The 12,546-nt window shown below is 56.2% G+C and carries 12 protein-coding genes and 1 tRNA gene; 10 read left to right on the plus strand and 3 right to left on the minus strand.

Annotation, left to right across the window (positions count from 1 at the left end):
- Positions 1 to 13 precede the first annotated feature (13 nt).
- Entirely contained in the window at positions 14 to 1,942 is a 1,929-nt protein-coding gene (locus OQH67_RS05275) for a beta-galactosidase (protein WP_215435548.1), read from the plus strand.
- A gap of 68 nt (positions 1,943 to 2,010) precedes the next feature.
- On the opposite strand, the gene OQH67_RS05280 is transcribed toward OQH67_RS05275, so the two are convergent.
- Together OQH67_RS05280 and OQH67_RS05285 are read right to left on the minus strand one after the other, a co-directional pair.
- Positions 2,011 to 2,490: a fused DSP-PTPase phosphatase/NAD kinase-like protein gene (locus tag OQH67_RS05280; protein ID WP_215458901.1), complete on the minus strand. Its 480-nt coding sequence runs from the start codon at positions 2,488 to 2,490 to the stop codon at positions 2,011 to 2,013.
- Between the two features lie 106 nt (positions 2,491 to 2,596).
- Complete coding sequence (locus OQH67_RS05285) at positions 2,597 to 3,250, minus strand: nitroreductase family protein (protein ID WP_215435546.1); 654 nt, start codon at positions 3,248 to 3,250, stop codon at positions 2,597 to 2,599.
- Between the two features lie 418 nt (positions 3,251 to 3,668).
- On the opposite strand from OQH67_RS05285, the gene OQH67_RS05290 reads away from it, so the two are divergent.
- The 9 genes from OQH67_RS05290 to OQH67_RS05330 all read left to right on the plus strand — a co-directional run bounded on the left by OQH67_RS05290 (position 3,669) and on the right by OQH67_RS05330 (position 11,221).
- Positions 3,669 to 5,831 (plus strand): transglutaminase-like domain-containing protein, encoded by a 2,163-nt coding sequence (locus OQH67_RS05290; protein WP_215435545.1) that lies wholly within the window; start codon positions 3,669 to 3,671, stop codon positions 5,829 to 5,831.
- 139 nt (positions 5,832 to 5,970) lie between these two features.
- Positions 5,971 to 6,507, plus strand: coding sequence for a gamma carbonic anhydrase family protein (locus tag OQH67_RS05295; RefSeq protein ID WP_215435544.1), 537 nt, complete (start codon positions 5,971 to 5,973; stop codon positions 6,505 to 6,507).
- A gap of 20 nt (positions 6,508 to 6,527) precedes the next feature.
- Positions 6,528 to 7,013 carry a bifunctional nuclease family protein gene (locus tag OQH67_RS05300; RefSeq protein ID WP_215435543.1) on the plus strand — a complete coding sequence of 162 codons (486 nt, stop codon included), beginning with the start codon at positions 6,528 to 6,530 and terminating at the stop codon, positions 7,011 to 7,013.
- 101 nt (positions 7,014 to 7,114) lie between these two features.
- Positions 7,115 to 7,200 (plus strand) — tRNA-Tyr (locus OQH67_RS05305).
- A 278-nt stretch (positions 7,201 to 7,478) separates the two neighbouring features.
- Entirely contained in the window at positions 7,479 to 7,652 is a 174-nt protein-coding gene (locus OQH67_RS05310) for a hypothetical protein (protein ID WP_215435542.1), read from the plus strand.
- Between the two features lie 231 nt (positions 7,653 to 7,883).
- Positions 7,884 to 8,273: a response regulator transcription factor gene (locus OQH67_RS05315; protein ID WP_215435541.1), complete on the plus strand. Its 390-nt coding sequence runs from the start codon at positions 7,884 to 7,886 to the stop codon at positions 8,271 to 8,273.
- A 126-nt stretch (positions 8,274 to 8,399) separates the two neighbouring features.
- On the plus strand, positions 8,400 to 10,265 hold the full coding sequence (locus OQH67_RS05320) for an SLC13 family permease (protein ID WP_215711651.1): 1,866 nt from the start codon (positions 8,400 to 8,402) through the stop codon (positions 10,263 to 10,265).
- A gap of 117 nt (positions 10,266 to 10,382) precedes the next feature.
- Complete coding sequence (locus OQH67_RS05325) at positions 10,383 to 10,622, plus strand: hypothetical protein (RefSeq protein ID WP_067569421.1); 240 nt, start codon at positions 10,383 to 10,385, stop codon at positions 10,620 to 10,622.
- A gap of 125 nt (positions 10,623 to 10,747) precedes the next feature.
- Complete coding sequence (locus tag OQH67_RS05330) at positions 10,748 to 11,221, plus strand: hypothetical protein (protein WP_215458900.1); 474 nt, start codon at positions 10,748 to 10,750, stop codon at positions 11,219 to 11,221.
- 41 nt (positions 11,222 to 11,262) lie between these two features.
- Here OQH67_RS05330 and OQH67_RS05335 read toward each other — a convergent pair whose 3' ends face one another.
- Positions 11,263 to 12,525 (minus strand): glycosyltransferase family 10 domain-containing protein, encoded by a 1,263-nt coding sequence (locus OQH67_RS05335; RefSeq protein ID WP_215435538.1) that lies wholly within the window; start codon positions 12,523 to 12,525, stop codon positions 11,263 to 11,265.
- Positions 12,526 to 12,546 lie beyond the last annotated feature (21 nt).

The following is a 12,546-nucleotide window of genomic DNA, read 5'->3' on the forward strand; positions in this document are numbered from 1 at the left end:
GTAACAGTTCGGGATGATGAAGCAACATGGCTGCATGGGGGCCGTCGCCCTGATAGCCGGCATGGCCGCCCTGGCATGGGCCGGGCCGGAAGCCGTCCTGAATGTGGAAAAGCCCGCTCCTTCCCGGGGAACTCCCGCCGTTTTCAAGTTCGGCGGAGAGGACAACCAGGAATTCATGCTGAACGGCAAACCGTTCCAGATACGCGGTGCGGAAATGCATCCCCAGCGGATTCCCAGGGAATACTGGAGGCACCGCATCCGGACCGCCAGGGCCATGGGGCTGAACACAATCGCCTTTTACGTTTTCTGGAATGACCACGAACAGCCGGACGGCAGCTTTGATTTCAAGACCGGCAACCGGGATTTGGCCGCGTTTCTCAAACTTTGCCAGGAGGAAGGCATGTGGGTGCTTTTCCGCCCGGGGCCGTACGTTTGTGGGGAATGGGACCTGGGAGGGCTGCCTCATTACCTGCTGAAAGACCCCAAGGCCAAACTGAGGACAACGGAAGACGCCAAATTCATGAAGGCCCAGGCCCGTTATCTGGAAGCTGTGGCCAGAGTGGCGGAGCCGTTTCTGGCCAAAAATGGCGGCCCCATCCTGATGACCCAGCTGGAGAACGAATACGGCAGCTACCAGCGCAAGGACCCCAAGTACATGGAATGGCTGAAAACGTTCTGGACGCGGAAGGGATTCGGGCCGTTTTACACGTCCGACGGCGCCGGGGAACATTACTTGAAGGGAGTCACACTTCCCGGCGTGGCCGTGGGGCTGGACCCCGGATTGAACGACGGGCATTGGAAGATTGCCAACAAGTGCAATCCGGGCGTCCCTGTCTTCTCCTCGGAAACGTATCCTGGCTGGCTGAGGCACTGGGGGGAAGGCAACTGGAATCCGACTCCCGAAATTGTCGACCACGTGCGCTGGTTCATGGACAAGGGGCGTTCTTTCAGCCTCTTCGTTTTTCACGGGGGCACCAATTTCGGCTTCACGGCGGGAGCCAATAACGGGGGGCCGGGGCAATACCAGCCGGACCTCACCAGCTACGACTACGGCTCCCCTGTGGATGAACACGGCCGCATGAACGAATATTATACCCGGATGAGGGAGATCATTCTGGCCAAACTGCCTGCGGAGGCGGCCGTTCCGGAACCTCCCGCGGACATTCCTTCCATGGAAATACCGGAATTTACTCCGGAAGTGCATGCCGGATTATGGGAGAACCTGCCCAGGCCGTTCCGTTCCAAATTCCCGCAGCCGCCCTACTTTGAACAATGGAACCAGAACCAGGGCATGGCCATTTACATCACCGCCGTTCCGGCGGGGCCTTCCGAAACGCTGGAACTGTCCAGTGCCAGCGATTACGCGCAGGTGTACCTGAACGGAGAACTCATCGGCACGCTGGACCGCCGCCTGGGGCAGAAAAGCCTGGTTCTGCCGGAGCGCAAAAAACCGGGGACGCTGGAAATCCTGGTGGAAGCCATGGGCCATATCAATTTCCACATCAGCATGGAGAGCGACCGCAAGGGATTGCACGGCGCCGTGAAGCTGGGACCGCGCGAATTGAAGGGATGGACGGTCAGGGCGCTGCCGCTGACAGCCGCTTCCATCACTCAGGCTCCCAAAGGGAAGGGATCGTCCAAGAATCGGGCAGGAGCCCATTTCCGGGCCGTTCTGAACATTGAGGACCCTCACGACACGTTCCTGGACATGTCACGCTATACCAAGGGATACGTTTGGGTCAACGGCATCAACGTGGGACGGTACTGGAACGTGGGACCGCAGTTGAGGCTGTATGTGCCCGCGCCTTTCCTGAAAAAAGGGGAGAACGTGATCGACATCCTTGACCTTCACGAAACGGAGCCCAGGCCCGTCCGCGGCATGACGGAGCGCAACAAGGAACCGGGCAAGGTCAATACGAAGAACCTGGATAACCAGTGGTAAGGGCGGATGATGGCCGTCTTTTTCCCGGCAGGGAAGAATCCGGAGTTCTTCCGGCGTTGTTTCTGCCGTCAGGACGCCTGCGCCGCCTTCCGTTTGCGAAAGGCGGACTTGAACTCCTCCCAGTCCGTAGTTCTCAGCAGTTCGGAAAGGTTGGAATAATAGGACTTGTGGTGTCCGAACCGTTCGTCCTTCAATTCTTCCTCGGCTTTTTCCGGGCTCCAGCCCTGTATGACGATGCGGTAAGCCGCGCAGACAATGCCTGTGCGGTCGGAACCGTGCCAGCAGTGCACCAGGATGGGTTTGGGAGCTTTATCAATCAGTAGCAGGCACTCCATCAAATCCTGGGCGGTTACCTTTCCGGCGGCCAGCCTGATGCGGTAAAGGTTCAGGGAAGTTCCCTGCGCCTCATTGTCGTCACGGTGGTATTCCCGCAGGTTCAGCACGGATTTGATGCCCTGTTTTTCCAGGGCTTTAAAACCATCGTCGTCCGGCTGGGCGGAACGGTATAATTCCCGGCTGAGCTTGTAGCAGTTATTAACGTTTTTCACAGACACGGGTACGGCAGCTGCTATTTTTGCATCCGCATGAATGGGCGGCATGCAGCCTGCCATCAGAAAAAGCATCAACAGAACGGGCTTAAGAGGCATGGCGGCATCAGGGAATGGCAGGATAACCCACGCTCTGGGCATACAGAACCTTCTTGAACATATTGAGCTTCAGCCGTTCATGAAGATTTTCCTCATTCAGCATGGCGCGGAAGACAGTGCCAAGCCCGGCGGAAGCGCAGAAGAGATAAACGTTCTGGCCGACAAAACCGACATCCGCGCAGGCCGTCGTCAATTTTCTTTTTGCGTCAAAATCGCCGGGCTGTTTGGACTGGTCCACTACATACACCAGATTAAGGGGAGCCTGGGCTACGAATTCCTGCGTACCTGTTGAAGCCCTCAGGTCCCCCTGCATCACTTTCTTCAATTTATGCGTTTCCGGCTCGTAAAGGTAGGCTGCGTCCGGAAGAACCGCGTAAATTTCTATTTCATTGGAGTTCCGGGATGACGGCGCGGTCCGGTAATCCGCGTCCTCGCGGTTGACGCCCTGGGCGGCCCAAAGCAGGGAGGAGAGCACCTCAAGAGGAATGGGCCGGTCCGCGAAGGTCCGGATGGACCGGCGTTCCTGCAGGGCCTCCATGAGGGGCTTGCCGCCCTTCCTGTCCGGCTCCGGCAGGATAATGTCGTTGCAAAGGGCGTTTCCGGAGGAAAGCCATGCGGAAACGAGAAACAGACCGGGAAAATGGATGCGGGGGAGGTTCATGCGGGATAAACAGTAGTAAAGTCTCTTGAACAGAATATATGTTGGATGTTTCCCTGACTTTTTGGGAAGAGGGGGGGAGCCGTTATCCTAGAAAATAAATAGGGTTGTGCAAGAAAAAAGAAATGATCCTGTTTTTCTGCGGATGTCTTGCCGGAAAGGGCGCCGCGACTTTCTGTTTTCCCAGCTTCAGGCGCGGGAAGGAAGGCAAATGGAAACTTATCTCTGTAAACAGGTTGTTTCAGATTGACCTTGAAATAATATTGCGCTTTTATGTCAAACGGAACCGGGTGCTGCGGCTCCTTCCAAATTGTTAATTTACCTGAATTGCTTTAATTTCTTAAACTGCCTTATGAATATTCCCCATTCCTGGAATCCGCCTCCGCCGAAACGTAAAAAATCATCCTCGGGCGGATTAATTATGGCGATTGTCGTGATACTGGCACTGGTAGGCGGAGGCATGGTGTACTACCGCGTTTCCGAACAAAGAAAAGCGGAAACAGCAGAATTGGCTGCTAGAAAAGAAGCGGAGGCCCAGGCCGAGCGTGCGCGCGAAGCCGCAGCCCAAGAAGCCAAAGCTGCCCGGAAGGAGGCGGAAGCCCGCGCCCGTGCGGAGGCTGAGAGAAAGGCCCGGCTGGAGGCGGAACGCCGAGCCGCCGAAGAGGCCGCCAAAAAACAGCAGAAGGAGCCGGAGGAAGTGAAGCCGGTTCCGGTGGAGCCCAAAGAGGAGCCCATCGTCCAGGAAGAGGACCCCCGCCTGGAGATTTTCAAGAAGCCCGTGCTGCTCGTCAGCCTGAAAGCCAATGATGCCGCCAACCGGAAGTTGTTCAAGGACGCCTTTGACCTGGCCCTGGAAACGAGCCGTTATGATTTATATGCGGAATTTCTGCGCACTAATCTGGAAAGGGATGCCGTAAAGGTCATCAAATTCGGCAAATTTGATGAAACCATGTATAAGCAAAGCCCCATGCTCATGCGCGCCAACGAGCTGTACCAGCTCATCAGCAAGGTGGGGCCGGACACCATCCGGGAGCAAACCATGGAAAGCACGCCCAGGTATTTTTATCCGTGGCTTTTCTCGGATGAATCCAATCCCGTAAAGCTCTTTCTGCGTACGGTGGCACGAGAACAGACCCCCAAGGAACAGTGGGCCGGCATCCTGCGGAAATGGGCTGAATTCTGGATGAAAACGTCTGCCATGCCCCGCAGCAAATATTCCTCCCTGGCGCTGGCATGCGCCATGCTCCACCCCGGTATTGCCTCCAGTCCGTCCAAATTGCGGGCATCCTCTTCCGGCAACATTTCCACGACGCCCCTGACGCTGGAGCAGGTATTCGAATATTTCATGGAAATGGACGAGAAGCATGAACTGCTGACGGACATTACCAAGCTGAGCCCGTCCGAGCTGCTGTTCGTCGTGGATGTCCGCCTTCCGCGGTCGGAAATGGACTGGGCGCGCAAAAAGGTGCGCCTGACGCGCAAGGGGTGGGGAGGCGCCTACTCCATGATCCGCTACCGCATGGACCGCGCCGCCCTGGGCAAAGACCCGTACAATACCTATTCCTTCCAGGAAATCCTGGATGAAGGCGGCATTTGCATGGACCAGGCCTATTTTGCCGTCAACACGGCCAAATGCAACGGCATTCCCTCCGCATACGTTACCGGCGACGGCAACCGCGGAGCGCATGCCTGGGTGAACCTGCTGACGGCGGACGATACCTGGCAGTCCTACGGAGGCTATGGATACAATACCGGCCATTTCTCCCATCCGCACAACCGCAAGTCCAAACATGAATCCACTCTTCTGCAGGGAATGGACAGGAAAGTGAACGGCGCCAGGCTGGACGCCACGCTGGATTACCTCTCCCTGGCGGACCTGTTTGAAGAAATGCAGAAACCGGAGTGCGTCAGGGTCATGCTGGAGGCCGCCACGGAGAACACACCGGGCAGCCCCCTGGGCTGGGAACGGCTGATTGAAGTGATGGCGCGGCCTGAAAGCGGGACAAAGCTGGAGGAATGGGACAGGCTGGCCACCCTGATCAAGCGGAAATTCCGCTCCCGGCCGGACTATCTGGCCATGGCCGCGCGCGTGGAGGATGAATATATCTTCCCCCAGCGCGATGCCGCCACCAACAAGCGCAATGTGGCCCGCGACTTGAAAAAATTGGAAAAGGAAACGGACGAAGGCCGCAGCGACCTGACCTCCGCCGCCATCAAGCGGCAGGCGGACATCCTGATGGAAAAAGGCGACAAGGCGGCTGTAGCGGCCCTTTACCGGAAGTCCATGAAGGACTATGCCGTGCGTGCGGAAGTGTTTGAAGCCCTGATGGGGCAGTATTACCGCTACATTTCGGAAGACCAGGCCGCTGTGCTTCAGCTGGCCAAGGAGGCGGAATCCTCCTACAACAGGTATATCCGGACGAAGTCGGACGACTATTTCAAGGTGAAGAAAGAAGTCTCCATTCAGAAAAGGATTGCCGGCTATTATGAGAAGGGCGGGAATGAAAAGAAGGCCGCCCTGTTGCGGAAAGACGCGGAAAAGCGGGAGAAAAACAGTAAGAAAGGCATCAGGGAGGAACGTTGATCCGGACGATTGCCGGAGTGGGGAAGGCACGCTCCGTTTCCGCCGGGAAGGGAGCGCCGGCCTCTCTTGTCCCGGGTTGCGGCATATCCGTGGAATGAACGTTTTTAAGCTGGAATGCTGTCTTATCTTCAACTAATACATGTCCCATATGGCAAGAGAACCTTACGCGAACTTCTGGCCCAAAGTGACGGATACCGCTTTTGTGGCGAACAGCGCCGACCTGATCGGCGATGTCACCATTGGAGAGCACGCCAGCATCTGGTATCACACCACCCTGCGTGCAGATATCAACAAGATTGTCATTGGAGACTATTCCAACATTCAGGACAATAGCTGTATTCACCTGGCGGACGATTACGGCTGCTATGTGGGCAATTACGTGACCGTGGGCCACGGCGTGATTCTGCATGCCTGCACGGTAGAAGACGAGTGCCTCATCGGCATGGGGTCCACCATTCTGGACGGCGCGGTTATCGGCCGCGGATCCGTCGTCGGCGCCAATTCCCTCGTAACTAAGGGCACGATTATTCCTCCCAATTCCCTGGTGCTGGGCTCCCCCGCCAAGGTAGTCAAGGACCTGGGGCCGGAATCCCAGGCCAACAACCGCAAGTGGGCGGAAAAATATGTGAAGGTGGCTACCCGCTATACGGAACGGGTCATCAATCCCGGTTTTTAATTCCCGAACTTTTGCCTGCCATGCCGGAAGAAAAGCTGATTACCGTGGAACCTTATGCGCTGCTCTATACGCGGGCAGGCGCGGGGGTATGCCTGCGTGATCCGCTTACCGGCAAGGTAGGCGTCATTTTCATGGAGCTGCCGGACGGCATGGCTCTGGAACAGGTGCTGAAGGGCGAACGCCCGACCCGGCCGGACACTTCCTCCCTGCTGGCGCACCTGCTCTCCGCCATGGAATGCCGGGTAAGACTGGTGCTGATTAACGGAAGGAAGGATGAAGTCTTTTATGCCCGGGTGGCGGTGGAAGCCGTCAATGAAGTCATGGAGAAGCTGGTGGAACTGGACGCCCGTCCGTCCGACGCCTTGATGATTGCCGCTCGCTTTGGAACCGGGATCAAGATCATCCCCGCCGTATGGGAGAGCATGGAAAATATTTTCCCCCAGCTTGAACAACTGGAGACGGACTCCGTGGACAGCCGCGCTCCGGTATATGTGGCTGACTTGTAGGAGGGGCAATGAGCTTTTGTTCCATCCGGATACGGCTTAACTGAAAAAAAACTTGCCAAGCGCGGGGGAAGTCTATACATTCGGCCCACATCACTTCAAGTGGGTAGATTCCCGAGCGGTCAAAGGGGGCAGACTGTAAATCTGTTAGCATTCGCTTTCGAAGGTTCGAATCCTTCTCTACCCACCACTTTATCACTTTCATACTTGCTCACAGCCCTTGATTCTTCAAGGGTTTTTCATTTCTTGCTTGCATGAGCTATCATGAGTACGCATGAACCAAGTGTATACTCAAGTGTACATTTCCATTTTCTACAAGTGTGCATCATCAAAAAACACTATTAAACAGGGGTGGATGATCAAATGTAAAAATTCTGGATTGCCCTTTTTAGTGTTGCAGGGAAGCAGATCCGCAAGACGACAAAAATAGCTATTATTTCTTCTGTTATTCCTTCAGGGAAAAGTAAAATGGCTGTAGGAAGGGAGAATGAAGCCAAGGTCCGTTTGATTGCTGAAAAGCTGGAAAAGGCCGCCAATAGGGAGCAGGTGGACGCCAAGAAGGTAAAGGTTCTTGCCGGGGAAAGAGCAGGGAGGAAATTTTTGCGTGGCAAGCAGTACATGAAGGATAGGCTGGATTTTTGAGACAACTACGCGCGGGAAAGCGGCGCTTATACCCTGGTAGAAGAAGGATTTGCCATTCTGGACATCGCGCCCCGGAACGCGCTCACATGGACAACAGCCGCGCCAATTATCGCCGCTGGCTAGCCGGGAAGATGAATGCCCGCTTGCCTGCCTTTCATGTTGCGGCGGCCTTTCCCTACTACCCATGAATCACAGACCAACCGCGCAAGCAGGATGAATAAGGATTGAATCTTGATTGTTGAAGATGACTTTGACATTGTGAAAATACTCAAGCTCTTTCTTTCTTACCACGGGTACTGCCACGTACGCGTTGAAAATTCAGGCGTAAGCGGATTGGAAGCGGCGCTGAGCCGGACTCCCGGTCTTATTTTACTGGATATCATGCTGCCGCACACTCAGGTCCACCTCCCCATACGGCGGCTGTTCCCATCATCATGCTCACGGCAAGGAATGAAGTTTCCGGAGACCGGAGCGGATGATTATGTCACCAAGCCGTTTAATACAGAAGAGCTTCTGGCGCACATCAAAACCCAGCTCATGAAGAGTGTGGCTGACCGGCTGCGGGACCGGTTGTCCAATTTGATTATTAAAAGACGTCACGGCTTGAGCTTGCCGCAGTGAAAAACCGTTGCGGTTCCGGCGGAAGGCCCGTGAGTATGCCGCATGGATGACTTCTGGGCTGGTCGACAAGGAGGGGCCGGATATGTTAGAAAAGGCTCCCTTTTCCAACTGCTGTATTGATTTGATATGTTAACCACACTGATTATTCTGGGAGTCTCCGCCATTTTGTTTGTCCAGGGGAGGATTCGTTCGGATATTGTCGCGTTGTGTTCCCTGTTGTGTCTGATGGTATTCGGCATTCTTGGCCCGGAGCAGGCGCTTTCCGGCTTTTCCAACTCCATCGTTGTGATGATGGTGGGGCTTTTTGTGGTGGGCGGCGCCATTTTCAGGACGGGGCTTGCCAAAATGATAGGCGGCAGGATCGTGAAGATGGCCGGAAAAAGCGAATTGCGCCTGCTGGTGTTGACGATGCTCGTGACGGCCGGGATAGGCGCGTTTGTCAGCAATACGGGCACGGTGGCGCTGATGCTGCCCATTCTTGTGAGCCTGGCGGCGGACGGCGGGATTCAGACGCGCCGCCTTCTGATGCCCATGGCCTTCGCCAGCAGCATGGGGGGCATGCTGACGCTGATCGGCACGCCGCCCAACCTTGTGGTGAACAACCAGCTTCAGGAAGCCGGACTGGAAGGGCTGGGCTTTTTCTCTTTCACTCCCATCGGCATCGTGTGCATTGTCACGGGCGTTCTGGTCCTGATTCCCCTGAGCAGGAAGTTTCTGGGCGAACGCGGGGAGGAACCGCAATACGAGGCCAAGGGAAAGTCCCTGAGCCAGTTGATAGACGAATACCAGATCATCGGCAACCTGTACCGGCTGCGCGTGCTGGAGGATTCCGAGTTAACGGAACATCCCCTGCACGACTTGCACATTCCGGACCGCTACCATGTGAACATTGTGGAGGTGCGCCGCAGGCATTCCGGCCGCCATTCCTTTCTGCAGACGGTCAGCCAGACCATGGCGGGGTCCGATACGCGGGTGAAGAAGGCGGATGTGATTTACGTGATGGGAGAGTTTGAGGACGTGGACCGTTTCGCGCGGGATTTCGGAGCCGTGATGATCAACCGGAAGACGCCGGAAGATACGGATTCCATGCTCAGGAGCAAGTTGAAGTTTGACGAAATCGGCATTGCGGAGATGCTGCTGATGCGCAATTCCGACTTGATCAATACCCCGGTCAAGTCTTCCGGGCTCCGTGCCAAGTACGGCGTCAACATTCTGGCCATCCAGAGGGACAATCATTACCTGTTCCACAATTTGAAGGACGTGAAGCTCCAATATGGGGATACGCTTCTCATTCAGGGAACGTGGGCGGACATCGCGCGACTGAGCGAAAAGACGTTTGAATGGGTGGTGGTGGGCCAGCCCCTGGCGGAGGCTTCCAAGGTGACGCTGACGCACAAGGCTCCCCTGGCCGCCGGAATCATGATCCTGATGATCGTCGCGATGGTGTTCAACTGGGTTCCGGCCGTGGCCGCCGTACTGATTGCCGCCGTGCTCATGGTGTTGTGCGGCTGCCTGCGCAACGTGCAGGAAGCGTACAAGACGATCAACTGGGAAAGCATCGTGCTTATTGCGGCCATGCTGCCCATGTCCCTGGCGCTGGAAAAGACGGGGGCGTCGGAAGCCATTTCCCACGGCCTGGTGGCGGGGCTGGGAGGGTTCGGCTCCATGGCCCTACTTGCCGGCATTTATTTCACGGCGTCTTTGCTGACCATGTTCATCAGCAATACGGCTACGGCGGTGCTTCTGGCGCCCATTGCCGTGCAGTCCGCCGTGAGCATGGGAATCAGCCCCTATCCGCTGCTGCTGGCGGTTTCCGTGGGCACCAGCATGTGTTTCGCCTCTCCCTTTTCCACGCCTCCCAATGCCCTGGTGATGCCGGTGGGCAAGTACACGTTCATGGATTACGTGAAGGTCGGCGTGCCGCTCCAGGTGATCATGGGGCTGGTAATGATCGTTGTGATTCCCCTGTTTTTCCCGTTCGGCAAGGGGTAGGGTATGCATAAGCAGGGGAGTATGGCAGGGATTTCCCGTTTTTTTGCAAGAAAAAGAGAGACAAGGGCGCAGTCCGGGAGTAGAACGGGAGGAGTTATAAAAACCTTTTATTTTATCATGAAAAAGTATTTGTTTATTGCCGCTGCCGCCATGTTTGCGCTGCCGTCCATGGCTGCTGAAGACGCTCCCAAGAAGATGACCTCCGCAGAGAAGAAGGCCGCCATGCTGGAAAAGTATGATACCAACAAGGACGGCAAGCTGGATGCGGAAGAGAAGGCCAAGATGAAGGAAGACCTGAAGAAGCAGAAGGAAGAGGAACGGGAAGCCAAGAAGCACGGCTCCCGCAAGTCCGACTGATGTTTTTCTGGTTCATTCACGGTGTTCCGTATGAAAACGGCCTGAAACATGTTTCAGGCCGCAGGAGAGCCGGACATTTTAAGACGATGAGATATGGGAAATGGACCAGGTGGTGTACCGCCGGCATGCTGGTTTTACTGGCAGGCTGTACGGCGGAGGAATGGGCGCAGTTTTCCAAGGAAATGGAGGAAAACCAGCGTGCCGCTGCCGAACGCCGCGCCACATACCACAATATCAGCGTCCAGTGCTCCGACTGGGACATGAGGGGTACGGCCACGGCCGGCCTGTCCGCCAAGGGATTCCGGGTCATGTATCCCGGAGAGGGGGATTACGGGGCTGTCGTTGCCGTCAACAAAACGGCGGAAGAACATACCCTGATCCGCAAGGGCCTTTATTTTGTCTCTACTCCGGGGCCTGACACACGGCCGGGATACAAGACCAAGGTCACGGTCACCGTGCATGATTTAAATGGCAAAAAGCTGGCGGAATACCAGGGAGAAAGTTCCCCCGGGGAGTCCTACCACCGTTCCGAGGCGGCGCGCTCCGCCTGCCGCAAGGCAATTTCCCGAATGCCCGCCAGCAGCTCTCTTTATTGGTAAAGGAGCAAGGCTTTTCGTAAAAGTTACAGCCGGAATCCGGGTTATGCCGGGGTTCCGGTTTTACGTTTTTTGCGGGACCGGATTTTATAGGCCAGCGTGTCGATCAATTCCCGGACAGCATTGACCGGGTTTTTCCGCAGGACGTGGCGCCCTTTCAGAATGGCGCCGGGCCGGACGATTCCCGTTCCGCGATGGTTGCGGATGACTGCGGCCGTCTGGGCAAACATGTTGTATTTTTCCAGAACCAGGCGGCGTGCTTCCCGGATGGCGGGGAGGCGTTTTTCATATTCGCCGTCGTCCATGGATTTGCGGATGATTTCAAAGGCTTTCCCGGGATCGTCCATGGGGACGGGGATGAAACTTTCCGGCGGGAAGCATTCCGTGGCAAGCGGATCCCCGGCATAGAAGGGGAGGGTCATGGCGACAAAGGCGTCCGCAAGCTTTTCCGTCCAGTGGTGGGGTTCCAGATGGTTTTCCACGCACAGATGGTACTTGTAGTCGTCCATGGCGACGGTTTTGTTGTCTATTTCCCGGATGCCGTGCCCGAACCAGTCCAGTTCCGGCAGTCTGTCCGCCAGGTAGCGCGTGAGGTCGTAGCGCATTTTATGCATCGTGTGCGTATGCTGCTTGGCGGAGCAGATGGTGGAAAGCATTTTGGTCTTGGGAAATTCCTTTTGGTCCAGGATTTCCTGCATGGGTTTGATGTACAGCCATTCCAGGCAACCACGGCCCAGCGTGTGGTTGGGGTGGGGAAGGTCTGTCGGGGAATGCGTGGTCAGGACGGTACCGAACTGGTGCGTGTATGCACGGCTGTATATTTTGATGGATGGCGGTTCCACCGTGATCAGGATGGTTTGGTCCGGCGGGCAGAGCAGGGGTTCCGTTTCATTCCTGATGGTGCCGATGTCGTGCCTGGGGAATTCGTCGTACACCAGCACCCAGTCGTAGTCCGTCATGGCGGCATCCGTGCAGAACAGGCAACCGTCCCAAAGCAGAGAGTCCGTCTCGTCGGGAGAGGCCTTGGTGGATTTTCTGATGACCTTGATGCGTATGGGGCTGCTGGAATCCTGCATATGAAGCTGGTGTTGAAGAAAGGGGCGGGAAAGGTGCCGCATTTCCGGAATGCGGGGAAGCTGCGGAGCGCCTTCGTGCCCGTAGTGTAGGGGGAGCACCTGCCTTGTCAATGTCAAAGGGTCCGCCGTTTTCCCACGAATGGCGGCAGGTCGGTTGGATGCCGTGTTCTCCCATTCCGGGAAAAGCCGGTCAATGGCGCTGGCGGCCGTTTTCCTGGTGCCGCAGGGCATCAGTGGGCGGAAAGTATGTCC

Source organism: Akkermansia biwaensis (assembly GCF_026072915.1).
In the GTDB taxonomy this organism is placed as follows: domain Bacteria; phylum Verrucomicrobiota; class Verrucomicrobiia; order Verrucomicrobiales; family Akkermansiaceae; genus Akkermansia; species Akkermansia biwaensis.

Excerpts from the sequence above, each read along its gene's own strand:
- OQH67_RS05275 (WP_215435548.1), top strand. The coding sequence starts at position 14 with ATGATGAAGCAACATGGCTGCATGGGGGCCGTCGCCCTGATAGCCGGC.
- OQH67_RS05300 (WP_215435543.1), top strand. The coding sequence starts at position 6,528 with ATGCCGGAAGAAAAGCTGATTACCGTGGAACCTTATGCGCTGCTCTAT.
- OQH67_RS05285 (WP_215435546.1), bottom strand. The coding sequence starts at position 3,250 with ATGAACCTCCCCCGCATCCATTTTCCCGGTCTGTTTCTCGTTTCCGCA.
- OQH67_RS05310 (WP_215435542.1), top strand. The coding sequence starts at position 7,479 with ATGGCTGTAGGAAGGGAGAATGAAGCCAAGGTCCGTTTGATTGCTGAA.
- OQH67_RS05335 (WP_215435538.1), bottom strand. The coding sequence starts at position 12,525 with ATGCCCTGCGGCACCAGGAAAACGGCCGCCAGCGCCATTGACCGGCTT.
- OQH67_RS05325 (WP_067569421.1), top strand. The coding sequence starts at position 10,383 with ATGAAAAAGTATTTGTTTATTGCCGCTGCCGCCATGTTTGCGCTGCCG.
- OQH67_RS05295 (WP_215435544.1), top strand. The coding sequence starts at position 5,971 with ATGTCCCATATGGCAAGAGAACCTTACGCGAACTTCTGGCCCAAAGTG.
- OQH67_RS05320 (WP_215711651.1), top strand. The coding sequence starts at position 8,400 with ATGTTAACCACACTGATTATTCTGGGAGTCTCCGCCATTTTGTTTGTC.
- OQH67_RS05290 (WP_215435545.1), top strand. The coding sequence starts at position 3,669 with ATGGCGATTGTCGTGATACTGGCACTGGTAGGCGGAGGCATGGTGTAC.
- OQH67_RS05330 (WP_215458900.1), top strand. The coding sequence starts at position 10,748 with ATGCTGGTTTTACTGGCAGGCTGTACGGCGGAGGAATGGGCGCAGTTT.